Annotated in this window: 21 protein-coding genes and 1 pseudogene; 13 read left to right on the plus strand and 9 right to left on the minus strand. The window is 34.0% G+C overall.

Translation table 11 applies throughout. The features are described from left to right. Positions 1–2: 2 nt before the first annotated feature. From mrdA to miaB, 4 genes are all read right to left on the minus strand, one after another. A complete protein-coding gene (gene mrdA, locus GYW75_RS10200) occupies positions 3–1,940 on the minus strand; it encodes a penicillin-binding protein 2 (protein WP_174799311.1) in 1,938 nt (645 codons plus the stop codon). Between the two features lie 18 nt (positions 1,941–1,958). Continuing rightward, entirely contained in the window at positions 1,959–2,993 is a 1,035-nt protein-coding gene (locus GYW75_RS10205; RefSeq protein WP_065610013.1) for a PhoH family protein, read from the minus strand. A gap of 25 nt (positions 2,994–3,018) precedes the next feature. Then, positions 3,019–3,498, minus strand: coding sequence for a hypothetical protein (locus GYW75_RS10210; RefSeq protein ID WP_085163805.1), 480 nt, complete (start codon positions 3,496–3,498; stop codon positions 3,019–3,021). 79 nt (positions 3,499–3,577) lie between these two features. Further along, positions 3,578–5,005, minus strand: a complete 1,428-nt coding sequence (gene miaB / locus GYW75_RS10215) for a tRNA (N6-isopentenyl adenosine(37)-C2)-methylthiotransferase MiaB (RefSeq protein ID WP_065590779.1) — start codon at positions 5,003–5,005, stop codon at positions 3,578–3,580. 301 nt (positions 5,006–5,306) lie between these two features. On the opposite strand from miaB, the gene GYW75_RS10220 reads away from it, so the two are divergent. Next, positions 5,307–6,542 carry an N-acetylmuramoyl-L-alanine amidase gene (locus GYW75_RS10220; protein WP_065590780.1) on the plus strand — a complete coding sequence of 412 codons (1,236 nt, stop codon included), beginning with the start codon at positions 5,307–5,309 and terminating at the stop codon, positions 6,540–6,542. A gap of 43 nt (positions 6,543–6,585) precedes the next feature. Here GYW75_RS10220 and rsmG read toward each other — a convergent pair whose 3' ends face one another. Then, complete coding sequence (gene rsmG / locus GYW75_RS10225; RefSeq protein WP_174799297.1) at positions 6,586–7,185, minus strand: 16S rRNA (guanine(527)-N(7))-methyltransferase RsmG; 600 nt, start codon at positions 7,183–7,185, stop codon at positions 6,586–6,588. Continuing rightward, entirely contained in the window at positions 7,163–9,055 is a 1,893-nt protein-coding gene (gene mnmG, locus GYW75_RS10230; RefSeq protein ID WP_174799298.1) for a tRNA uridine-5-carboxymethylaminomethyl(34) synthesis enzyme MnmG, read from the minus strand. The genes rsmG and mnmG overlap by 23 nt, the downstream gene beginning before the upstream one ends. Positions 9,056–9,628: 573 nt before the next feature. Between mnmG and hda the strand changes: the two genes are divergently transcribed. Together hda and GYW75_RS10240 are read left to right on the plus strand one after the other, a co-directional pair. Beyond that, positions 9,629–10,312, plus strand: a complete 684-nt coding sequence (gene hda, locus GYW75_RS10235) for a DnaA inactivator Hda (RefSeq protein ID WP_081300165.1) — start codon at positions 9,629–9,631, stop codon at positions 10,310–10,312. Position 10,313: 1 nt separating this feature from the next. After that, entirely contained in the window at positions 10,314–11,093 is a 780-nt protein-coding gene (locus GYW75_RS10240; RefSeq protein WP_174799299.1) for a Cof-type HAD-IIB family hydrolase, read from the plus strand. A gap of 23 nt (positions 11,094–11,116) precedes the next feature. Here the strand turns inward: GYW75_RS10240 and GYW75_RS10245 are convergent, their stop codons facing one another. The 3 genes from GYW75_RS10245 to tusB form a co-directional block, all read right to left on the minus strand. Further along, entirely contained in the window at positions 11,117–12,223 is a 1,107-nt protein-coding gene (locus GYW75_RS10245) for an anhydro-N-acetylmuramic acid kinase (RefSeq protein ID WP_174799300.1), read from the minus strand. Positions 12,224–12,227: 4 nt separating this feature from the next. Continuing rightward, positions 12,228–12,791 (minus strand): Sua5/YciO/YrdC/YwlC family protein, encoded by a 564-nt coding sequence (locus tag GYW75_RS10250; RefSeq protein ID WP_065636380.1) that lies wholly within the window; start codon positions 12,789–12,791, stop codon positions 12,228–12,230. Between the two features lie 118 nt (positions 12,792–12,909). Next, positions 12,910–13,191 (minus strand): sulfurtransferase complex subunit TusB, encoded by a 282-nt coding sequence (tusB, locus tag GYW75_RS10255; protein WP_065590785.1) that lies wholly within the window; start codon positions 13,189–13,191, stop codon positions 12,910–12,912. 127 nt (positions 13,192–13,318) lie between these two features. Here tusB and tsaE point away from each other — a divergent pair, with 127 nt between their 5' ends. The 10 genes and pseudogenes from tsaE (at position 13,319) to purT (ending at position 23,986) form a co-directional block, all read left to right on the plus strand. Then, positions 13,319–13,792: a tRNA (adenosine(37)-N6)-threonylcarbamoyltransferase complex ATPase subunit type 1 TsaE gene (gene tsaE, locus GYW75_RS10260; RefSeq protein WP_065590797.1), complete on the plus strand. Its 474-nt coding sequence runs from the start codon at positions 13,319–13,321 to the stop codon at positions 13,790–13,792. A 65-nt stretch (positions 13,793–13,857) separates the two neighbouring features. Next, positions 13,858–14,562: pseudogene (locus GYW75_RS10265) on the plus strand (N-acetylmuramoyl-L-alanine amidase); the annotation flags it as partial. Positions 14,563–14,582: 20 nt separating this feature from the next. Continuing rightward, complete coding sequence (mutL, locus tag GYW75_RS10270) at positions 14,583–16,439, plus strand: DNA mismatch repair endonuclease MutL (RefSeq protein ID WP_174799301.1); 1,857 nt, start codon at positions 14,583–14,585, stop codon at positions 16,437–16,439. Then, positions 16,432–17,343, plus strand: coding sequence for a tRNA (adenosine(37)-N6)-dimethylallyltransferase MiaA (gene miaA / locus GYW75_RS10275; RefSeq protein WP_034911914.1), 912 nt, complete (start codon positions 16,432–16,434; stop codon positions 17,341–17,343). Before mutL ends, miaA begins: the two co-directional genes overlap by 8 nt. 287 nt (positions 17,344–17,630) lie before the next feature. After that, entirely contained in the window at positions 17,631–17,876 is a 246-nt protein-coding gene (hfq, locus tag GYW75_RS10280; protein ID WP_065590789.1) for an RNA chaperone Hfq, read from the plus strand. A 19-nt stretch (positions 17,877–17,895) separates the two neighbouring features. After that, complete coding sequence (gene hflX / locus GYW75_RS10285) at positions 17,896–19,191, plus strand: ribosome rescue GTPase HflX (RefSeq protein ID WP_085163813.1); 1,296 nt, start codon at positions 17,896–17,898, stop codon at positions 19,189–19,191. Positions 19,192–19,214: 23 nt separating this feature from the next. Next, the gene (gene hflK / locus GYW75_RS10290) at positions 19,215–20,438 is read left to right on the plus strand and encodes an FtsH protease activity modulator HflK (RefSeq protein ID WP_174799302.1); all 1,224 of its coding nucleotides are present in this window, start codon (positions 19,215–19,217) and stop codon (positions 20,436–20,438) included. A gap of 10 nt (positions 20,439–20,448) precedes the next feature. Then, the gene (gene hflC, locus GYW75_RS10295; protein WP_065626567.1) at positions 20,449–21,408 is read left to right on the plus strand and encodes a protease modulator HflC; all 960 of its coding nucleotides are present in this window, start codon (positions 20,449–20,451) and stop codon (positions 21,406–21,408) included. Positions 21,409–21,427: 19 nt separating this feature from the next. Continuing rightward, positions 21,428–22,726 (plus strand): adenylosuccinate synthase, encoded by a 1,299-nt coding sequence (locus GYW75_RS10300; protein WP_174799303.1) that lies wholly within the window; start codon positions 21,428–21,430, stop codon positions 22,724–22,726. Between the two features lie 78 nt (positions 22,727–22,804). Further along, entirely contained in the window at positions 22,805–23,986 is a 1,182-nt protein-coding gene (purT, locus tag GYW75_RS10305; RefSeq protein ID WP_174799304.1) for a formate-dependent phosphoribosylglycinamide formyltransferase, read from the plus strand. Positions 23,987–24,252 lie beyond the last annotated feature (266 nt).

The raw sequence follows: 24,252 nt of genomic DNA on the forward strand, positions 1-24,252 counted from the left end.
TATTAATCTTCAGCTCCTGTATTTGGTGATGGGTCATCTAGCTCTGTTGAGTTATTTCCAAGAAGATAAAAATCTAATATTTTACGAGCTACTGCACCGCCGTTTGAGCTTCCGCCACCGCCATTTTCTAAAACAATGGCTAAGGCAATTTTTGGATTATCGTAAGGAGCATAAGCAATAAATAACGCGTGATCGCGTAAATGTTCAGGGATCTTATGAGCGTTATAAACTTCATCTTGTTTTAAGCCATAAACTTGTGCGGTACCTGATTTGCCAGCCGCTTGATATTTTGCATCTGCATAAATTTTACGTGCCGTTCCTCGTGATCCAAACATGACACGATGCATACCTTCTTTAGCTAAATCCCAATAAATTGATTTAACATTAACTAAACTATTATCTTCTATGTATTTTTCAGGATTAATTGTTGGTTGATGTTCATCTGAATTTAAAATATCGCTCTTTTTATATAATAAAAAATGCGGAGTATAAGTTTTACCATTATTAATTAACGTGGTTAATGCTTTTGCCATTTGGATAGGTGTTGCTGTCCAATAACCTTGACCGATACCAACTGGTATAGTATCGCCTTGCAACCAAGATTTTTTATGGCGTTTGATTTTCCATTCACGACTAGGCATAACTGCTCGTGTTTCTTCGTTTGGTGAAATATCTATACCTGTTCGTTCACCATAACCAAATTTAGTCATCCACAGATTTAGGCGATCAATGCCCATATCATAAGCAACTTGATAAAAGTAGGTATCAACTGATTCTTCAATCGCCCTTAATACATCAACTCGACCGTGTCCCCATTTTAACCAATCACGATAACGCCGTTCAGTACCAGGTAATTGCCACCAACCAGGATCATTAACCACACTTTTTGGTGTGATCACTCCTTCACTTAAGGCCGCAATGGAAATAAAAGGCTTAACTGTTGAAGCTGGTGGATAAGCACCTAATAAAGCTCGATTAAAAAGTGGCTTACTAGGATCTTTGAGTAATTCGCTATATTTAGTACTTGATATACCACCAACAAAAGCGTTGGAATCATAACTTGGACTAGAAACCAAGGATAAAATTTCACCATTATTAGGGTCAATAGCTACCACTGCCGCTTTACGTCCAGCCAGTAATTGCTCTATATAAAGCTGTAATTTTAGGTTAATAGATAAATAGATATCCTCACCTGCTTGTGGTGGATGTTGATTTAGCTGGCGTACAATTCTACCTCGGCTGTTAACTTCAACCTTTTCATAACCAGGGGTTCCGTGTAATACATCTTCGTAGTACTTTTCTATTCCCATTTTACCAATATTAAAAGTTGCCACATAATCACTTGCTTTATTTTCATCTTCTAATCGCTGTTTATCTTGGCTATTAATTTTAGAGATATAGCCAAGAATATGGGTCAGTGATGATCCATAAGGATAATAACGATGCTGTATACCTACAATAGAAACAAACGGAAAACGATGTTGATCTACAACAAAACGAGCTATTTGTTTTTCGGTTAAATTATCTTTTAGCGGTACTGGACGATGAGCTCTATAATTGCGCCGTTCTTTTTGAAATGTTTCAATATCTTCATCTGTCAAATCAACAATCTTTTTTAATTGCTCAAATTGTTCATTGAGGTTTTTAGTTTTATCAGGAATAATATTTAATTGATATGTAATATTATTAATCGCTAATGGCGTACCATTACGATCATAAATCATGCCACGATTAGGTGGAATAGGAATAATTTCAATACGATTATCATTAGATTTAGTAGTGTAATAGCTATAATTCAAAATCTGTAAACCAGCTAAGTTTGCAATCAATATGATAATTAAAATAATAATGACAATAAAAGAAAACAGTGCTCGGCGTAAAAACAAATTTGCTTCCGCGGAATGATCTCGAATCTTAGTTTTCTTTTTTTTACTTGAGATAGAGATAATAGTACTCCTCTAAATACTTCTTTCTGTATGCTGCAACTTATGTTGCATATGTTGCTGTTCTTCCCATTTTTCGTAAGCATTAACAATTCTAGCAACTACTGGGTGGCGCACGACATCTTCACTATTAAAAAAATTAAAACTAATTTCATCAACTTGGCTTAATACTTCTATTGCATGACGTAATCCAGATTTTTGATTACGTGGTAAATCGATTTGAGTAATATCACCTGTTATTACCGCTTTCGAATTAAAGCCAATTCGAGTTAAAAACATTTTCATTTGTTCAATCGTTGTATTTTGGCTTTCATCAAGAATAATAAATGCATCATTTAATGTGCGTCCACGCATATAAGCGAGTGGCGCCACTTCAATCACACTTTTTTCAATTAGTTTTTCGACTTTTTCAAAACCTAACATTTCAAATAAAGCATCATAAAGTGGACGTAAGTAAGGATCCACTTTTTGGCTTAAATCACCTGGTAAAAAGCCAAGTTTTTCACCAGCTTCGACTGCTGGTCGAGTTAGTACAATACGACGAATTTGTTGTTTTTCGAGCGCATCAACGGCAGCTGCTACCGCTAAATAAGTTTTACCTGTTCCAGCAGGCCCTATACCAAAAGAAATGTCGTAATCCAAAACATGAGCTATGTATTGTGCTTGATTCGCTGTTCGGGGTTTGATTATACCTCGCTTAGTTTTTATCATCACTAGCTTTCCGCCTTGATGATCAACATAACTAGGTAAGTGTTCACTCACTTTTTCAAGCGCACCTGTCTCTTTGATAGCTAAATGAATTTGTTCTGGTTCAATATCAATTATTTTGTCTTTGATTTTGGTTTGTTTATAAAGAGATTGTAAAATATCAATAGTCGCTCGAACACAAATATCATCACCAGTTATTGAAAATAAATTACCTCGATGATTAATTTCAATACCAAGCCGACGTTCTAACTGTTTTATATTGTCATTATAAGGACCACAAAGACTATTAAGCCGCTGATTATCAGCGGGCTCAAGTATGGTTTCTTGTGTTGTAATATTCAAAAATAAAACCTCTATTCAATTAATTTTAATTGCTGAGACGCTGTTCACATAAAGAACATTTTTCAACGCCTTTTATAAAATCCATTTTACATTGATGACAAGAAACTATATTTCCGTTAACAACATTATTTACTGCACTTGTTGATTGCTTTTCATCAAATCCTTGTGATTTCAATTTATTAACCAACATTGAAATAGGTGTTCCACTTTTTAACTCTTGTTCAACATATGAAGCTATTTGTTCTTCAAATGTTGGCGGTACATAGTCGAGCACATTTTCGTTATAATCGTTATTGCATTGATTACATTTTATATAACGACCTAAGGTAGAGTAACTAAAAATAGGAATAAAAAATAATGTAAAATATTTTGCTACTTTTATTTGTGTGTATTTCTGTTGTTTTTCGTCAGTAGTAATATTTTGTTGTGAGCAACAATTAGGACAATTAAATTGTCCACCACGTTCGTTGACTTCTCTTCCACGAGTACCAAAAATAATAAACATTTTTTCTTTCCTATTTTCTTATTTAATAACTTTTTAATTTCTATTTAAAATAAATAACTAAATATTTTACGTTTTGTTTTTATGGTTGATAAATACCAACACCTAAATCATTTTCCTTTCGGGTTCGAGATATAACTGACATTGGTGATTCGCTTACGCGTAGATCCATTTCATCTTCAGTTCTAACTACTTTGCCACGCAATGAATTTGGATAAACATCGGTAATTTCAACGTCAACAAATTTACCAATCATTTCAGGGCGACCTTCAAAGTTAACAATTCTATTATTTTCAGTTCGGCCTGTTAATTCCATAAGATCTTTTTTGGATGGACCTTCAACCAAAATACGTTGCACGGTATTTAACATACGACGGCTAAATTGCATAGCTTGTTGGTTAATTCGCTCTTGAAGAATGTATAGTCTTTGTTTTTTTTCTTCTTCCGAAACATTATCTTCCATTTCAGCAGCTGGCGTACCTGGACGTGCTGAATAGACAAAACTGTAACTTAAATCAAAATTAACATCGGCAATTAACTTCATGGTTTGTTCAAAGTCTTCTTGTGTTTCACCTGGGAAACCAACAATAAAATCGGAGCTAATTTGAATATCTGGTCGTACTTTGCGTAGTTTTCGAATAATTGATTTATATTCAAGTGCAGTATGCGTACGTTTCATTAAGTTTAATACACGATCTGATCCACTTTGTACTGGTAAATGTAAAAAATTTACTAGTTCTGGTGTGTCACGATAAACATCAATAATATCATCTGTAAATTCGATTGGATGGCTAGTTGTAAAACGAATACGATCTATACCATCAATGGCTGCAACTAAGCGTAGTAATTCAGCAAAGGAACAGATATCACCATCGAATGTCGGTCCACGATATGCATTTACATTTTGACCTAATAGATTGACTTCACGTACACCTTGCTCAGCAAGCTGAGCTATTTCATAAATAACATCATCACAAGGTCGACTAACTTCTTCACCTCGAGTGTAAGGAACTACGCAATAAGTACAATATTTATTACATCCTTCCATAATTGAAACAAATGCGGTTGGGCCTTCACTACGAGGCTCTGGTAGACGATCAAATTTTTCTATTTCAGGAAAACTTACATCAACCACATGATTACCTTTACCACTTCTAACTTGCTCAATCATTTCTGGTAATCGGTGAAAGGTCTGAGGTCCAAAAATAATATCCACAAATGGTGCTCGTTTGCGAATGTGGGCGCCTTCTTGTGAAGCAACACATCCCCCTACACCAATAATGATATTTGGGTTATTTTTTTTAAGGTTCTTCCAACGTCCTAATTGATGAAAGACTTTTTCTTGGGCTTTTTCTCGAATAGAGCAGGTATTGAGTAATAAAATATCTGCTTCTTCGGCATTTTCAGTTAAAGTTAAACCGTGGGTAGATTCAAGGAGATCTGCCATTTTTGTTGAGTCATACTCATTCATTTGACAGCCCCAAGTTTTGATATGTAGTTTTTTGCTCATCAATAACTCAGCTATAATTTAATTGTTAAAATGAAAACGGGTTTAAATCCGCGATTTTAGCGTGCTATATTGTAATCTTTTGTTATTATAGGGTCTATAACAAAATAAAAATGACAACTTAAAGCAAGGTTGTTTTTATTATTTAATTTGATAATCTTTTTTATTATAAAAATTGATTGATAATTTAGAACAGACTATTTACAAAAATAACAGTCGATTATGATAATCATTCTTTTTAATATCCCTTTAGTTTATGCTATTATCTGCAGCTAATTTTGATAATAAATAAAGTTTTTAAGGTATGAAAAAAACATTTAGCCCAACAAAGCGCCTATTAATAAAAGGTATTATTGCTACATGTTTGTTATCCGTCACTCGTGTAGGCTTTGCCGCAGCAATGGCGCAAGTTATTGCTGTGCGCGTTTGGCCTTCATCAACTTATACAAGAATTACTTTAGAATCAAATATTAGCTTAAAATACAAGCACTTTTTATTAAGTAATCCTAATAGGATCGCTATTGATATTAACAATGTTAATCTAAATCCAATTTTAAAAAATATCTCATCAAAAGTATTAAAACACGACCCTTATATTAAATCTATACGCGTTGTTCAACGAGATCCAAAGACAGTAAGAATTTTGATCGAATTAAAACAAGGTGTTCAACCGAATACTTTTACCTTATCGCCGATAGCAAAATTCAAACATCGTTTAGTTATGGATCTTTATCCATCTAAACCAGCTTCAAGCACTGATGATGACCCTTTACTTGCGCTTTTAGAAGAATATAAAAAAGGTGATCTCAATAAAAAGCAATCTGGTATAAAAACACCAACCAATAAGAGTAAAAATGCTCCCGTTATTGTTGTGATTGATCCTGGACACGGTGGAGAAGATCCTGGCGCTATTGGTTACAATAAAACACGTGAAAAAGATATAGTTTTGCAAATTGCACGTCGTACTTATAATTTACTTAAGAAAGAACCGAATATAAAAGTCTACATGACCCGTAATGAAGATGTTTTTATCCCATTAAAAGTACGAGTTGCTAAAGCTCGTTCACTCCATGCAGATCTATTTATTTCTATTCATGCAGATGCTTTTGCTAATCGTTCTGTCGGTGGTTCATCGGTTTTTGCATTATCAACAGGTGGAGCAAGTAGTTCTGCAGCCAGTTATTTGGCCCAAACTCAAAATGAAGCAGATCAAATAGGCGGTGTTAGCCGTAGTGGTGATAAATATTTAGATAATACCATTTTAGATTTGGTTCAAAAAACAACATTAAATAATGGGGTATTACTTGGTAATGCTATTTTGAATCGAATGAAAAGAGTCAATAAGTTACATAAACCATCACTTGAAAAAGCAGGTTTTGCGGTGTTAAAAGCACCCGATATTCCATCTGTTTTAGTCGAAACAGCCTTTATTAGTAATATTACTGAAGAAAAAAAATTAAAGACTGTTTCATTCCAAAATCAAGTGTCTAAATCAATTGTTGATGGTATTAAAGATTATCTGAAAAAACGCAAAAATTAAATTTGTAAAAAGTTTCAGAGCAGCTTGTATTTAATTACAAAAACTATTGTATAATAATCAAACACCTTTCAGCATCTAATTCTGGTATAGTCAATTTTATATTTTGTTTAAGTGTAAAACCATCAGCAATAGGATCTATATCGCTTCCTTTTAAAGCATAAAAAAATCCTTGTTCATTAGGAAGATGTTTACACCAACTAAGCATGTCTTGCAATGAAGCAAATGCTCGGCTAATAACTCCATCAAACTTTTTATCGTTATACACTTCTATTCGGCTTTGTATTGGGTTTATATTAGTTAGCTTTAATTCAAACTGAACTTGTTTTAAAAATCGAATACGCTTACCTAAACTATCCACTAAATCAAATTGTTTATCTGGGTTAATTATTGCTAGTGGAACACCTGGTAAACCAGGACCAGTTCCAACATCAATAAAAGTTTTGCCAGTTAAATAGGGCGATACAACTAAACTATCCATGATATGTTTGATTAACATTTCATTAGGATCTCGTACAGCTGTTAAGTTGTAAGTCTTATTCCATTTGTTGAGCATTTCAACATAATGGATCAATTGATCTATTTGTGATTCTGAGATCAAAAGATCGGTTTGATCTATTAGACTAATGAGTTTCTTTTTTAACATAATTTTTCTTTTTTAAATAAACTAGTAACATTGAAATCGCAGCAGGAGTAATTCCTGATATACGCGAAGCTTGTCCTATTGAAATAGGTTTATGTTGTTTTAATTTAGCCACAACTTCGTTCGATAAACCCGATATTTCAGCATAATCAATATGCTCAGGAATAAGCGTTTCTTCATTGCGTTTTTGACGTTCAATTTCTTCTATTTGCAGTTTTATATATCCATCATATTTAACTTGAATTTCAACCTGTTCCGCAGCCTGTGCATCAGATAATCCTGGAGCAAATAATGAAAGCGATTTCAATGTGTTATAACTCATTTCAGGTCGCTTAAGTAGCTCTTCTCCATTGGCTTCTTTAGTCAAATTAGCACTTAATACGGCATTTACTTCGTCAATGCTTTCAATATGAGGATGTACCCATATATCACGTAATCTTGCTCTTTCTTGTTCAATAGCTTCAAATTTTTCGTTAAAACGTTGCCAGCGATAATCATCAACCATACCTAGCTTGCGACCAAGCTCGGTTAAGCGAATATCAGCATTGTCTTCACGTAACATTAAACGATATTCAGCACGCGAGGTAAACATGCGATAAGGTTCGTTAGTACCAAGAGTACAAAGATCATCAACTAATACCCCTAAATAGGCTTGATCACGGCTTGGATACCATTGATCTTGATCATATGCAAAACGTGCTGCATTTAAACCAGCAAGCATTCCTTGAGCTGCGGCTTCTTCATAGCCAGTTGTTCCGTTGATCTGTCCTGCTAAAAAGAGCCCTTTGATAACTTTACTTTCAAGTGTTGGCTTAAGATCCCTTGGATCAAAATAATCATATTCGATCGCATAACCTGGTCTGACAATATTAGCATTTTCTAATCCTTTCATACTGCGTACAAATGCTAATTGTGTATCAAATGGTAAACTTGTTGAGATCCCGTTTGGATATATTTCGTTGCTATCTAATCCTTCAGGCTCTAAATAGATCTGATGAGAATTACGATCCGCAAAACGCATAATTTTGTCTTCAATAGATGGGCAGTATCTTGGGCCAACTCCTTCTATAACACCTGTATACATGGGACTACGATCTAAACTATTTCGGATTATCTCGTGCGTTGTTTCGTTAGTGTTTGTTATATAGCAAGGAATTTGTTTAGGATGTTCGTTTGCATTACCTAAAAATGAGAATACAGGAACAGGATCATCACCATATTGTGTACCTAATTTTGAAAAATCAATTGTTCTAGCATCAATTCGTGGTGGTGTACCAGTTTTTAATCGTCCCATTCTAAATGGATATTGATGAAGTGATTTTGATAAGCCGATCGAAGTAGGATCACCTGTACGTCCACCACTATAATTATTAAGTCCTATATGGATCTTTCCGTCTAAAAAGGTACCTGTTGTTAATACGACTGTTTTAGCTTTAAAGCATACTCCCATTTGGGTTTTTACACCTAGGATCTGATCGTTTTCGATGATCACATCTTCAACAGATTGTTGAAAGAGCATTAAATTTTCTTGATTTTCAAGTGTAGTTCGGATCACTTTGCAATATAGTGATCGATCTGCTTGTGCTCTTGTAGCCCTAACTGCAGGTCCTTTACTGCTATTTAAGATCCTAAATTGGATCCCAGCATGATCGATAGCGTGTGCCATTAAGCCACCCATTGCATCAATTTCTTTTACCAAATGACCTTTGCCTATACCACCAATGGCAGGATTACAAGACATTTGTCCTAATGTATTGATATTATGGGTTAAAAGTAGTGTTTTTCGCCCCATTCTTGCTGATGCCATTGCTGCTTCTGTTCCTGCATGACCGCCACCAACAATGATGACATCAAAAAGATCTGGATAAAACATAAAAAGCCTCGTATTTGTTTTGTGTATAGATGATCGCTAATTTAGATCGGGAGATTTGATTTATTCAGGGTAGGAGATTTTACTCATCTTTTTGGTTACGTCAAATGATCTATTAGGATCGCGGTTTAAATAAAATAAGATCTTTTAGATGATCTTTTTATTTTTATTATTATTAGATCGGATCCTTTTTGTTGATAACTCTTTTTTGTGATTATTTTATATGATCTTATCGATCTGTCTATTCTGTTAATTGATCGGATCTTTTTTTGTTTTAACTTGTGTATAACTATTCTTTTTATCCACAACTGTTTTCTATTTTTAAGTTGTTAGTGCGATCATAACAGCTTGTTATCCTAATTTTTAACAGAGTTATCCACAAAAATTAAGTTTGATTGCTTAAATTTTAACTTTTTGTTGTTTTTATTTTAAACAACAATTTTTGATCGTTTTATTGTTTTTTGTTTTATTTTTTTATTAACTGTTATCTGTTTGTCTTTTTGTATAAAAGTGATTGATTTTTATAAAAGCAAATTTATACTTAATATGATTTTATTTGTATTGTGAGGTTACTTTATTACTCTTTCACAGTTGCCTTTGCCTTTTCCGTTATCTAATAATGAAACTTTTGATAGTTTTTATGTAGGTAATAATCGGTTGTTGTTTGATTCATTGCAAACCTTGTTAGATAAAGAGGGGTTTAATGTCTTTTATATATGGGCGGCTAGCGTTGCAGGCCGAACTCACCTTTTACATGCGTCAAGCCAAAATAAATTAGCTAGTTATATTCCATTAAAACAGCATTACCATTTGGTACCTGAAATTTTACAGGGATTAGAAAATTATGATTTAGTCTGTTTAGATGATATTGATGCAATAGCAGGTCATAGGGATTGGGAAGAGGCTATTTTCGATTTATTTAATCGTTTGACAGAAAAGAATGTGAGTAAATTATTGATAACAGCAAATGCTCCACCTAAACAAATTTCTTTTATATTGCCTGATTTAGTTTCTAGATTATCTTGGGGGCAGGTTTATCAATTAAAAGAACTTAGCGATGATGACAAGCTTAAAGCTTTGCAATTGAGAGCGCAATTAAGTGGATTTGAACTATCAACAGATGTTGGGTTATTTTTATTAAAACGTGTTAATCGCGATATGCGTACATTATTTTCTTTATTAGAAAAGTTTGAAGTAGCAACGTTAGCACAACAACGAAAGCTAACTATTCCTTTTATTAAAAATATTTTGGATTTGTAATATGAGTCATAAACCTGAAGCTATTGTTTTTTTTGATTTAGATGGGACATTATTTAATAGTCAAATTGATGTATTGTCCAGTTCCCTTGATGCTATAAAAAAATTAAAACATAATAATATTATTCCAGTGATAGCAACTGGTCGAACACCTTGTGAAGTTGCTGATTTAATGCAAAAGACTCAAATTGATTCAATTATTGGTATGAATGGGCAAGTAGTTTTATACAAAGGCGAAAAGGTTTTTACTAATAATATTGATAAAGATGTGATAATGAGAATACATCAGTATTCTAAGCAAAAAACGAATATTCCTTTATCTTTTTATAATGATGAAATGATGTGTATATCTGAGTATAGTCAACCAGCCGAGAAGTTTTATCATTACCTTAAGCAACCAGTTCCTCCTGTTGATGATCAGGTTTATTTAAAATCACCTATTCAGATGCTTTTATTACTTTGTGAATCTGGAGAAGATCTTTATCGAGATGTTTTTCCTGAACTAACCTTTATTCGTAATACTCCTTACTGTGTTGATGTTTTTAATCATGGTGGCTCTAAAGGTTATGGTATTACTCAGTTATTAAAAAATAAAGGGTTCACTGATGTGTCTACTTATGCATTTGGTGATGGTATGAATGATTTTGAAATGTTCCTAACCGTTGATCATCCTATTGCTATGGGTAATGCAGTTGATGAATTAAAAGCAAAAGCCGAGTTTGTTACAGATACTAATAATAATGATGGTATTGCTAAAGCGTTACAAAAATTTGGGTTGATTTGATCGATATTTATATATTTTTTAGTTTATTGATAAATAACCCCCAAACACACAGCTTGGCTTGCGCCAGTTACTTCGGGAATATTTGATGGAATATTGTTGATTCGGCAATAAGCAAGCCAAGCAAAGGCTATTGCCTCCATATCGTCTCCATTTATACCTTTTGTATCGGTTGTTAATACTGACCATGATGGTAATAATGCTGATAATCTTTGCATAATAAGTGGATTTTTAGCACCTCCGCCACAGACTAAAAGTTCGCAAGGTAATTTTTTTAATATAGATAATTTTTTGATTTCATTTGCAATTGATAAAGAGGTTAATTCAACGAGCGTTGCTTGAATATCTTCTGCTTTAAAATCCGTCCCTATTAATTTTTTATGTAACCATGGTAAATTAAATAACTCTCTACCTGTACTTTTAGGTGCTGGTATTTTGAAATAATCTTCATCAAATAATTTATTCAATAAGTCTTGATTAACTTTTCCTGTTTTTGCCCACAGTCCATTTTTATCATAGCTTTTACCTAGGTTTTGATTTATCCAGCAATCAAGCAGTACGTTTCCTGGACCTGTATCGTAACCAATAACAGTATGGTTAGGAATTAATACTGAAATGTTACTAATTCCTCCTATATTCAATACTACACGATTAATTTGTGGATCTTGTAGCACCGCTTTATGAAAAGCGGGGACTAGTGGTGCTCCTTGCCCTCCATAAGCCATATCTTTTCGGCGAAAATCAGCTATGGTGGTTATGCCTGTTTTTGCTGCGATAATATTGGCATCGCCAATTTGTTGGGTAAATGGGTTTTTACCGTTTGGTGCATGGTAAATAGTTTGCCCGTGGCAACCAATTGCTTTTATTTGTTGTTTATCAATTTTATTGTCTTTTAAAAATTGATTGATACTATCAGCAAATAATTCACCAAGTTGATGATCTAATTCACCCAAATTTTGTAATGTGGTTTGCTTTGTTTCACATAATGTTAATAATTGCTGCTTTAAGTTGGTGGGCATTGGGTAGCAACTACTAGCTATTGATGTGACATTTTTTGCGGTAATATTAATTATAGCAATATCAATTCCATCCATGCTGGTTCCTGACATTACGCCAATATATAAATTTTGCATATATCTATCCTTGTCGAATAATGTTACCTGTTTGAATATTTCTGATTTGAGATGGCTGTAATCTATTACCTGTTTGTCCTTGTAATATTGGAAAATTTTCACCAAATTGGCTAACGACATCACTTGCTGTTTTACAAGGTGGATAATTCGATAAATTAGCACTGGTTGAAACTATTGGTTTGCCATAAAGATCGCATAGTTTACAAACTAAGGGGTGATTGGTGACTCGTACTGCTATGGTGTCGAATTTACCAGTCAAAAAATAAGGTGTTTTTGTATTTTTAGGAAAAACCCAAGTAACAGGGCCTGGCCAGCTAGTAAGTGCTAACTGTTTTTGTTCATTAGTAATAGCTAATTCATCTATATAAGGGATCAGTTGTTGGTAATGGCTGGCAATTAAAATTAAGCCTTTATCTACTGAACGCTGTTTTAGTTGTAACAGTTTTAATACGGCTGATTCACAATCAGGATCACACCCTAGACCGAAAACAGCCTCGGTAGGGTAAGCAATCACTTCACCATTTTTTAAATAATTATTGATTTCCGATAGCGTTAATAAATTAGCCATAAATTTGAATACGAGCTGAGTACAATTGAGATTTATATTAAACTTAGGTTTTAGGTTTTGCAAATTTGCATGATTCATGCTTTTTAAAACTGGGTAGTTTTAGCATTATGCCCTATGGTCATTCCCAGTTCATTTGTGGAAAATGGTTAGTTGTAAGTTCAACAACTTGTTGCATATTGATAATTTTAAGCCTTGAATCAATAATTTTGCTTATTCCTCGGGCTTCTATATCGCTGTTGATGACGTAACAGTGTTTAGTTTTTTTTATAATATTATTTAATAATGGATTATTTTGTATAGCCAGAATAACGCCATTTTGCCAGAACAATACAACATCTTGAGCTGATATTAATTGTGGATTTATGGCTGATTGGTTTGCTGTTGATATAGTATGTAGCATTATTTTCACTTTTTATACTGAAACGTATAGTTACCTGAAACTTTTTTACAAAATCAAGCTCATTTTGGTTAGTACATCTTTGATGTTATTAGTATATAATAAGAACTATTTATTGAGCAAAGAATTCATCATGAAACCAGTTATTTTAAGCAATGAGCAACAAACGATTTTGTTTGGTAGTAAACTTGCCAAACTATGTTTAAACTATTTGTCCAAGCATGATGATACAATTATTATCTATTTAATAGGTGATCTAGGTGCAGGTAAAACAACTTTTAGTCGTGGTTTTTTGCAACAATTAGGTCATGTAGGTAACGTAAAAAGTCCAACTTATACATTAGTTGAACCCTATCAATTTGATGATTTTTCAGTTTACCATTTTGATTTATATCGGCTTTGCGATCCAGAAGAATTAGAGTATATGGGGATTCGTGAATATTTTTCTTCGCGATCAATTTGTTTGATTGAGTGGCCACAGCAAGCAAATGGGATCTTGCCAAGCGCGGATCTTGAAATTCATTTGACTTATTTGGCGCTTGAACGTACTGCTTGCGTTCAGGCAATAAGCGAAAAAGGCAGCGAGATTATTAATCTATCATAATTGAAATAAACAATATAAAGACAATGAAAAAACTATTCACTTTTTTTATCTTATTACTGCTTTGTAGTTCTGCCTATGCAGCTAAAGTTGTGATTGCCGTTGATGCAGGGCATGGTGGTAAAGATTCCGGCGCAATAGGGAAAAATAAGTTATATGAAAAAACAGTTACGCTTTCTATTGCTAAAAAACTTACCAATTTATTAAATAAAGATCCTAATTTTAAAGGGGTGTTAACCCGTAGCAGTGATAATTTTATTTCTGTTTCACAACGCTCTGAAATCGCTAGAAAAAATAAAGCTAATTTGTTAGTTTCAGTTCACGCCGATGCTGCACCAAATCGGAATGCAACTGGTGCTTCGATCTGGGTATTGTCAACTAAGCGAGCTGACACAGAACTTGGTCGTTGGCTTGAACAAGATGAAAAACAGTCACAATTACTTGGTGGGGCAGGTGATGCGCTTAGCGATGATCATGATCCTCATTTAAGTCAAGCCGTATTAGATCTGCAATTTTCTTATTCTCAACGAGTGGGATATGAGTTAGCAAAACAAGTATTAAAAGAAATGAAAGGGATAACAAAGTTACATAAATCTGCTCCAGAACATGCAAGCTTAGGGGTATTACGTTCACCAGATATTCCATCGATTTTAGTTGAAGTTGGTTTTATCTCTAACGAAGGTGAAGAACGCTTACTAAGTAGTAATACTCATCAAGATAAGATTGCGAAAGCTATCTATCAAGGTATAAAAAATTACGTTAAACAAAATCCAAAATTTGGAGAACAGCATTAATGGCAATTCATATTCTTTCTCCTCAATTAGCAAATCAAATTGCTGCTGGTGAGGTGGTAGAACGTCCAGCATCAGTCATTAAAGAGTTGGTTGAAAATAGCCTTGATGCGGGAAGTACTCAAATTGATATTGATCTTGAGCAAGGCGGCTGTAAATTAATTCGTATTAGAGATAATGGTTGCGGTATTGCTAAAGATGAATTAGCACTGGCGCTTGCTCGTCATGCGACAAGTAAAATCAGCAAGTTAGATGATTTAGATTCTATTATTAGCCTTGGATTTCGTGGTGAGGCGCTGGCGAGTATAAGTTCAGTTGCAAGATTGACATTAACTTCACGCACAGCAGAACAAACTGAAGCTTGGCAAGTTTATGCTGAAGGGCGAGATATGGAACCGGTGATTAAACCTGCTGCACATCCTGTTGGCTCGACTGTTGAAGTACTTGATTTGTTTTACAATACGCCTGCAAGACGCCGTTTTTTAAAAACAGAAAAAACTGAATTTATGCATATTGAGGAATTCGTTCGGCGTATTGCGCTAGCACGTCCTGATGTTACTTTTAATTTGCAGCATAATAGTAAACTTGTTAGGCAGTACCGTTCATCTACCCTTGAAAAAAGGGTAGAATTGGTATGTGGGCGAGTATTTATGCAAAAAGCAGTCAAATTAGATTGGCAACATGATGATTTGTTCATTCAAGGTTGGGTAACAAGTAGTGAAGTTAGTAATTTGCAATATTTTTATGTTAATGGTCGAGTTATCAAAGATAAATTACTTAATCATGCATTGCGACAAGCCTATATAAGACGTGCGAATGAACAACAAAGTTATGTGGTGTTTTTACAAATAGATCCAAAACAAGTTGATGTTAATGTTCACCCTGCTAAACATGAAGTCCGTTTTCATGAGGCAAGATTGGTTCATGATTTCGTTTATCAAGCTATAGTTATGGCTCTTGAATCGGATTTATCTGTAACAGATGAAAAAGTAACAATAACACCTAATCGGCAAGCAGCTGGAGAAAATATCTTTAATCAACAGACGATTTCTAAGCCTTATCAAGCTAGTAACCAATTACCTAAAAAAACTAGTAATTATGCTAAAGAAAATGCGTTGTATGGTCAGTTAGTTAGCGTTGAATCTTCTTCTCAAAATATTGTACAACTTGAGCCAGAAAAGCCATTTTTATCGGTAGAAGAAAATGAAATAACTGAACCACAAAAAGCGGTTATTGAATCATTATTTCCTAAACGAAATTTACCATTGCAATCATTACAACAGCAGCTTGATAATTCATTATTAGTGACATTTGGACGGGTGTTAACTATTATTCAACCTGATATTGCATTGCTTGAAAAAAATGAAGATAATCAACAAAAATTAATGTTGATGAAGTTGCCTATTGCTCAACAAAAATTCGTTGCGATTAAATTATTGTCACAAGATTCTGAAAAATTGCTTATCCCATTAACAATTTTAATTAATAATAAGGAGCAGAAAGTCCTTTCTTCTTATCAGCCGCAACTAAATTTTTTAGGTTTTGATTTTTATATTGATAAAGCGAAGCTGTATTTGCAAAATGTTCCTAAAATGTTGCGTACTATCAATTGGCAACAATTATTGCCCGCTTTAATTGCTTTTATTTCTGATTCAAAAAATGAAGTTTTAGATCCAACGCAAATAGCGGCTTGGTTAGCTAATCAGTATTATGATAGTGTTACGATGAACTGGAGTGTAGTAAAAGCCATTCAGTTACTAGCTCAATTAGAACAAGTGGATATTAATCTGTTACAACAAGATTCATTTTTATACCCAATTGACATGCAATCTTTAACTCAATCGATTTATCATGAATAAACCAAAAATTATTTCGTTAATGGGGCCAACAGCATCTGGTAAAACGGCATTTGCTATGGCGCTTTATGATCGTTATCCTATTGATATTATTAGCGTCGATTCAGCTCTAATTTATCGTGGTATGGACATTGGTACTGCAAAACCGACTAAAGAAGAGCAACAAAAGTATCCACATAAATTGATTGATATTTGTGATCCTGCAAAAAGTTATTCGGCAGCTAATTTTAGACATGATGCCATTGTGGAAATTGAAAAAACCCTAAAAAAAGGGCGAATTCCATTATTAGTTGGTGGGACAATGCTCTATTTTAAGGCTTTAATTGAAGGGCTTTCACCGCTTCCTGCTGCTGATAGCGTAATTCGTAAGCAAATAGAGGAAAAAGCTAATAAATTAGGTTGGCAAGCGATTCACGAAGAGCTAAAAAAGATCGATCCAATTTCAGCTGAACGAATTCATCCTAACGATCCTCAGCGGCTTAATCGTGCTTTAGAGGTTTATTTAATTTCAGGCAAAAGTCTAACTGAACTTACACAAGAAAGTGGCGAAACATTACCATACGATATTATGCAATTTGCTATTATGCCGCAAGATCGTTCGCAATTACATGAACGTATTGAACAACGCTTTTTACAGATGTTGGATCAAGGATTTGAAAATGAAGTCAGAGCACTTATGCAGCGATCGGATTTACATTTAAATTTACCTTCTATGCGTTGTGTTGGATATCGTCAAATGTGGGAGTATTTAAATGGTAATACAAGTTATGATGAAATGGTTTTTAAAGGAATCTGCGCTACTCGTCAATTAGCTAAACGACAAATAACATGGCTTCGTGGTTGGAAACAACCTATTACGTGGTTAAACAATGATAATATGGATTCAATATTCCGAAACATATTTTAAGTGATAATTTTTATAGTGGTTTAATAATATACAATTGTAAATTTTTTCGTAGGTAAAGTTATGTATATTAGTGTCAGTATTTAGTATTTTTTTTACCTTTTTAGTTTAAATTTTTTAAAATTTTAGTTATTTGTGCATTAATTATAGTTGATTGGTTTAAGAGAAGCTTTTTTTATGTTATTTTGGTAGATACTAAAGATGTATCTGAAAATAGTATGTAAAATACATTAATTATTTATAAATGTATTTATTTTATCTTAATATAATTATTTTTAAAGGATAAACTCATGTCAAAAGGGCAGTCATTACAAGATCCTTATTTAAATTTGCTTCGTAGAGAGCATATTCCTGTCTCAATCTATTTAGTTAATGGTATTAAGTTACAAGGGCAAATTGAATCATTTGATCAATTTGTGATTTTGTTAAAAAATACTGTAAGCCAAATGGTATATAAACATGCTATCTCGACAGTCGTACCATCTAGACCTATTTCTGGATTGGTATCTCAATCCGAAGAGGAAAGCGAAAGCTGAATTTCAGTGGAGAATCTGATTGTTTGAGAGATATAAAGGCGGTGAATCTGCCTTATTAGTCCATGTATTCTTCCCTCAAGAGAGCAATATCGAGGATCTTAAAGAGTTTGAAATTTTGGTTTCTTCGGCTCAAATAGATATTCTCGATATTGTAACAACCTCAAGAAAAGTACCTCAAACCAAATATTTTGTAGGTGAAGGTAAAGCTCAAGAAATAGCAGAAAAAGTTAAACAGCTTAATGCTTCTGTTATTTTAGTAAATCATTCTTTAACTCCCTCCCAAGAACGTAATCTAGAGCAATTATGCAAATGTCGTGTTGTTGATAGAACAGGATTGATTCTTGATATTTTTGCTCAAAGAGCCAGAACACATGAAGGTAAATTACAGGTTGAATTAGCACAGTTACAACATCTTTCGACTCGTTTAGTTCGAGGTTGGACGCATTTAGAACGTCAAAAAGGTGGGATAGGTTTACGTGGTCCAGGTGAAACTCAATTAGAAACTGATAGAAGGTTGATTCGTCAACGGATTCAATTAATTTTATCAAGACTTGCTAAAGTTGAAAAACAGCGAAATCAAAATCGTCAATCACGAAATAAAGCAGATCTATCAACAGTCTCTTTTGTTGGCTACACGAATGCAGGTAAATCAACATTATTTAATGCGTTAACAAATGCTGATGTATATGCTGCTAATCAGTTATTTGCTACACTCGATCCAACGCTTCGTCGAGTTATTGTTGATGATGTCGGTGAAGTTGTTTTAGCTGACACAGTTGGTTTTATTCGCCATTTGCCACATGATTTAATTGCGGCTTTTAAAGCAACGTTATTAGAAACTCAACAAGCTGCATTGTTATTACATGTTGTTGATGCAGCAGATCCTAATTTATTAGATAATATGCATGCTGTTGATGAAGTTTTGCACGAAATTGATGCGCACGAAATTCCAACATTACTTGTTATGAATAAAATCGACTTGATAGAAGGCAAACAACCAAGTATTGATAGAGATGAAAACGGTATACCAATTCGTGTTTGGATTTCAGCGCAAAATAGTTTAGGATTAGATCAATTATTTATCGCTTTAAAAGAAAGGCTAGCTAAGCAAATACAAGTTTGCCACTTAAACTTACCTGCTTATTTAGCAAGATTAAGAAGTCGTTTATATCAGTTAAATGCGGTAGAAAATGAATTTATTAATGAGGATGGTAGTTTTCATCTAGATGTGAGAATTCCCTCTATAGAATGGAATCGCCTCTGTAAACAAGAACCAGATCTGTTATACTTGATCAATAAGCAAAATAACAACTAATTATCAAATGGAGCATATACAATATGGCGTGGAATCAGCCCGGCAATAACGGACAAGATAACGACCCATGGGGGAATAATAAAAAAAAGCCAACTAATCATTCATCTGATGGTTTATTTGATAAAGTTAAAAAATTATTAAAAAAAAATAATTTCGGTAATAATAATGGTTCCTCTGGAATTAAATTGCCGATGAGTACAACTAAAATTATCATATCTATAATTGCTTTACTTGTTGTAGTTTGGGCAGGAAGTGGATTTTATACCATTAACCAAAATCAACGTGGTGTAATTACTCGCTTCGGTCAAGTTCAATCTGAAATCATTCAACCAGGACTAAATTGGAAGCCAACTTTAATCGATAAAGTGTATATTGTTGATACACAGGGTATTCGAAATTTCAACGAAAAGGGACTTATTGTTACAGCTGGTGAAAATTTGGTTTTTGTTGATATAAATGTGCAATATAGTGTCAGCGATCCTTTAAAATATTTATTTAATGTCACTAATGTAGAAGATAGTTTGCGCCAAGCTGCCGATAGCGCCCTTAGAACGGTGGTGGCAAGTTCAAATATTGATGCGATAATTTCTGATGAACGTTCAGCTCTAGAACGTAGCACTAAAGATGAGTTAGTTAATATCATTAGTCCCTATGATATGGGTATTAATATTGTTAATTTGAATTTTCAAGTTGCTCGTCTACCAGATGAAGTGAAAGGTACTGACAATAAAACGCTTCATTCTCAAGACGATAGTGAGCGAGAAATCAAACAAGCTGAAGCTGATAAGGTGAAAAAAATTCAGCAAGCAGAAGAACGTTCAGCAGGAATTTTAGCTGATGCTAATGCATATAAGGTTAGAGTAGAACTTGAAGCTGCAGGTGATGTGGCCAGTTTTGAAAAAATCTTACCACAATATAAAGTAGCACCAGAAATTACTAAAGAACATTTATATATTGAAACTATGGAAAGAGTATTAACCAAAACTAATAAGATTATAGTGAATGATAAAAGTGGAAATTTGATGGTGTTACCGTTAGAAGCACTATTAAAAAATAAGAGTGAAAAAAATTCTCAAACAATGACGTTATCAAACCAAAATAGTGAATATAATTCCAATATGCTGAGCTCGTCTGAAACAGTAAAAGAACAGCCTAAATCAAAGCTGGAATTATCAAAAGAAAATAACACTAATAACACCATTAAAGTTGGCGAGACTACGCGGACTCCACGGTTTATGGGAAGATAAGGAGAAAAGCATGCGCAAATTATTGGTTCCTATAGTATTAATTTTGATTGGTGTGTTTTTTTCTAGCGCTTATGTTATTGAAGAAGGTACTCGTGGAATAGTTTTACGGTTTAATAAAATTATAGGATTATCTGAACCTGGATTACATTTTAAATTTCCAGGAATGGATAATGTAAAAATTGTTGATGCTAAAATAAAAACAATAAATAGTCCTAATAATGCTGGTCAAGAACAAAAATTTAGAACACGTGAAAATAAAGATTTAGTTGTTGATTATTTTGTACAATGGAAGATTATTGATTTTAATCGATATTATGAAACTATTGCTGCTGGTAATAGTATCGAGAACTTGTTGCTTGCTCGATCAAATGGTTGTTTAAGAACAGAAATTGAAAAATTAAATATCATTGATGTTGTTAATGATACGAATAATAACTCTCATAATTCTATAGTAACCCGTGTAAAAGATATTTTAAATAGCACGGTTAAAGAATTGGATAAAAGTAATTCGATTGAAAATCAAGCTAATAAAGATGAAAAAGCTTTAGAGGTTAATCAAGCGAGTATGAGACCTTTCGGTATTGAAGTTATTGATGTTCGCTTAAAGAAAGTTAATTTTCCTCAAGAAATGTCTAATTCTATTTATGAGAAAATGAAAGCAGAACGAAATAATGTGTTCCAAAATCAACATTTTCAAGGTGTTAAAAGAGCTGATGAAATACGAGCAGAGGCTACACTAGAAGTAACCAAAATATTATCTGAAGCTGAACGTCAATCTCGCTCTATTCGTGGTGAAGGTGATGCGAATGCAATCAAACTTTATGCTGATGCCTTTGGTAAAGATATAGAGTTTTTTAGCTTTATACGGAGGCTAAAAACTTATGAACGAAGCTTTACAGATAATGATATTGTAGTTATTAGCCCTGATAGTGAATTTTTTAAATATATGAAATTAAAATCTGATAATTAACAAAATGAGTAAATAGTCTATGAGTAATAATGTTGTTGTGTTAGGTACACAATGGGGTGATGAAGGAAAAGGTAAAGTTGTTGATTTACTTACGGAAAAAGCAAAGTATGTTGTTCGCTATCAAGGAGGGCATAATGCAGGTCATACATTAGTTATTAATGGTGAAAAAACAGTATTACACTTAATTCCATCAGGAATTTTACGTAATGATGTTATTAGCATTATTGCTAATGGTGTAGTGCTTTGTCCTGATGCTTTGATGAAAGAGATGAAAGAGTTAGAAAATAGTGGTATTCCTGTTAGGGAAAGACTCCTTATCTCTGAATCATGTCCTCTAATTTTGCCTTACCATATTGCATTAGATCAAGCTCGAGAAAAAGCTCGTGGCAATAAAGCTATTGGAACAACAGGGCGTGGTATTGGTCCTGCTTATGAGGATAAAGTTGCTCGCCGTGGACTTCGAGTTGGTGATTTACGTGATCGTCAAGCTTTTGCTGAAAAACTAAAAGATGTGATGGAATATCATAATTTCCAATTAGTCAATTATTACAAAACCGAAGCAGTAGATTATCAAAAAGTTTTAGATGCTACATTAGCTATAGCTGATATTTTAGTTGCTATGATTGCCGATATTCCTGCGCTTTTAGAAGATGCACGAAGAAAAGGTGAAAGAATTATGTTCGAAGGTGCACAAGGTACATTACTTGATATCGATCATGGTACTTATCCTTTTGTAACTTCTTCTAATACTACTGCTGGTGGTGTGGCAACGGGATCTGGTTTTGGTCCGCGTTATGTTGGCTATGTGTTAGGTATTGTTAAAGCTTACTCTACGCGTGTTGGTGCAGGCCCATTCCCTACAGAGCTATTTGATGAAGTTGGTGAGTATCTTTGTAAACAAGGTAATGAATTTGGTGCAACAACAGGTCGTCGCCGTCGTACTGGATGGCTTGATGCAGTTGCTGTGCGTAAAGCGGTACAACTTAATTCTGTTTCAGGATTTTGTTTAACTAAGCTTGATGTGTTAGATGGGCTGAAAGAAGTAAAAATTTGTGTCGGTTACCAATTACCAAATGGTGATGTTATCAAAAATGCTCCAGCTGCCGCTGAAGAGTGGAGCTTAGTTAAACCTGTTTATGAAACTATGCAAGGTTGGAGCGAATCAACTTTTGGTATTAAAAGCTATGATGCACTGCCACAAGCAGCAAAAGCTTATATCAAAAGAATTGAAGAGTTAACCGAAACACCAATTGATATTATTTCAACAGGTCCGGATCGCAATGAAACCATGATTTTACGTGATCCTTATCAAGCTTAATATTGATTAAAAAATCGGGATAATTTTCCCGATTTTTTATTTCTTGAGATATAACGATTAACTGTGTATGAGGGAATTATGGCTAAATTAGGTACTCCTTTATCACCGACTGCAACAAAAGTATTACTTTGTGGTGCAGGAGAGTTAGCTAAAGAAGTGGCGATTGAATTACAACGTTTTGGCTGTGAAGTTATTGCAGTTGATCGATACGCTAATGCGCCAGCAATGCAAGTAGCTCATCGGTATCATACTGTTAATATGCTTGATGGGGATGCTCTAAAAAAAGTCATTGAAATGGAAAATCCCGATTATATTGTTCCAGAAATTGAAGCTATTGCCACATCTACACTAGTTGAGTTGGAAAAAGAAGGATTTACTGTTATTCCAACAGCAAAAGCAACGCAATTAACAATGAATCGTGAGGGGATTCGCCGTCTTGCTGCAGAAGAATTAAAACTACCCACTTCACCTTATCGTTTCGCCGAAAACGAATTTGAATATGAACAAATGGTAAAAGAGATAGGTTTTCCATGTTTGGTTAAGCCAGTTATGAGCTCTTCGGGTAAAGGTCAATCTTTATTGCGTAGTGAAGCAGATATTAAATCTTCATGGATATATGCTCAAGAGGGAGGGCGCTCTGGTGGGGGTAAAGTAATCATAGAAGGTTTTGTTGATTTTGATTACGAGATTACTTTGCTGACTGTTCGGCATATTAACGGAGTTTCATTCTGCGAACCAATTGGCCATCGTCAAGAAAAAGGTGATTATCGAGAATCTTGGCAACCTCAGCAGATGCCTGAAAAAGCATTGAAACAAGCGAAAAATATTGCAACTAAAATAACAGAAGCATTAGGTGGACGAGGGGTATTTGGTGTTGAATTATTTGTTAAAGGGGAGCAAGTATGGTTTAGTGAAGTATCACCTCGCCCCCATGATACCGGTATGGTGACATTAATTTCACAAAACCTATCTGAGTTTGCATTACATGCTAGGGCAATATTAGGATTGCCAATTCCAATTATAGAACAATATGGTGCCTGTGCATCATCTGTCTTATTAATAGAAGGTAATTCCAAACAAATAACTTTTGCTAATATTGATAAAGCATTAAGCGAACCGCAAACTGATTTACGTTTATTTGGTAAACCAGAAGTAAAAGGAACAAGAAGAATGGGAGTTGCGTTAGCTAGAGCATCGACAGTTAAAGAGGCTACCAATAAAGCTATTAATGTGACAAAACAACTAAAAATAACCCTATAATGCCTAAATTTGTGTAAAAAGCAGTCATTCAACACAAAAAATTAAAAATTTCTAAAATAGGGGTTGACGTTCACATGTGAAGTGAGTAACATACGCAACCCTTGAGACAGCGAACTAAATCAACGAAAGGTTGACGAGGGATGTAAGCTGTTAGCTCTTTAAAAAGAAGAAACAGACAATCTGTGTGGGCACTTACGAGACAAAAGATTAAAGTCTACGGACTAAAAAAATTAAGTCTTGATAAGTGACACTGAAGATTCATTTGA

The organism is Gilliamella sp. ESL0232 (assembly GCF_013346885.1).
Classification (GTDB): Bacteria; Pseudomonadota; Gammaproteobacteria; order Enterobacterales; family Orbaceae; genus Gilliamella; species Gilliamella bombi.

Excerpts from the sequence above, each read along its gene's own strand:
- GYW75_RS10210 (WP_085163805.1), bottom strand. The coding sequence starts at position 3,498 with ATGTTTATTATTTTTGGTACTCGTGGAAGAGAAGTCAACGAACGTGGT.
- miaB (WP_065590779.1), bottom strand. The coding sequence starts at position 5,005 with ATGAGCAAAAAACTACATATCAAAACTTGGGGCTGTCAAATGAATGAG.
- GYW75_RS10220 (WP_065590780.1), top strand. The coding sequence starts at position 5,307 with ATGAAAAAAACATTTAGCCCAACAAAGCGCCTATTAATAAAAGGTATT.
- rsmG (WP_174799297.1), bottom strand. The coding sequence starts at position 7,185 with ATGTTAAAAAAGAAACTCATTAGTCTAATAGATCAAACCGATCTTTTG.
- mnmG (WP_174799298.1), bottom strand. The coding sequence starts at position 9,055 with ATGTTTTATCCAGATCTTTTTGATGTCATCATTGTTGGTGGCGGTCAT.
- GYW75_RS10240 (WP_174799299.1), top strand. The coding sequence starts at position 10,314 with ATGAGTCATAAACCTGAAGCTATTGTTTTTTTTGATTTAGATGGGACA.
- GYW75_RS10245 (WP_174799300.1), bottom strand. The coding sequence starts at position 12,223 with ATGCAAAATTTATATATTGGCGTAATGTCAGGAACCAGCATGGATGGA.
- GYW75_RS10250 (WP_065636380.1), bottom strand. The coding sequence starts at position 12,791 with ATGGCTAATTTATTAACGCTATCGGAAATCAATAATTATTTAAAAAAT.
- tusB (WP_065590785.1), bottom strand. The coding sequence starts at position 13,191 with ATGCTACATACTATATCAACAGCAAACCAATCAGCCATAAATCCACAA.
- mutL (WP_174799301.1), top strand. The coding sequence starts at position 14,583 with ATGGCAATTCATATTCTTTCTCCTCAATTAGCAAATCAAATTGCTGCT.
- miaA (WP_034911914.1), top strand. The coding sequence starts at position 16,432 with ATGAATAAACCAAAAATTATTTCGTTAATGGGGCCAACAGCATCTGGT.
- hfq (WP_065590789.1), top strand. The coding sequence starts at position 17,631 with ATGTCAAAAGGGCAGTCATTACAAGATCCTTATTTAAATTTGCTTCGT.
- hflK (WP_174799302.1), top strand. The coding sequence starts at position 19,215 with ATGGCGTGGAATCAGCCCGGCAATAACGGACAAGATAACGACCCATGG.
- hflC (WP_065626567.1), top strand. The coding sequence starts at position 20,449 with ATGCGCAAATTATTGGTTCCTATAGTATTAATTTTGATTGGTGTGTTT.
- GYW75_RS10300 (WP_174799303.1), top strand. The coding sequence starts at position 21,428 with ATGAGTAATAATGTTGTTGTGTTAGGTACACAATGGGGTGATGAAGGA.
- purT (WP_174799304.1), top strand. The coding sequence starts at position 22,805 with ATGGCTAAATTAGGTACTCCTTTATCACCGACTGCAACAAAAGTATTA.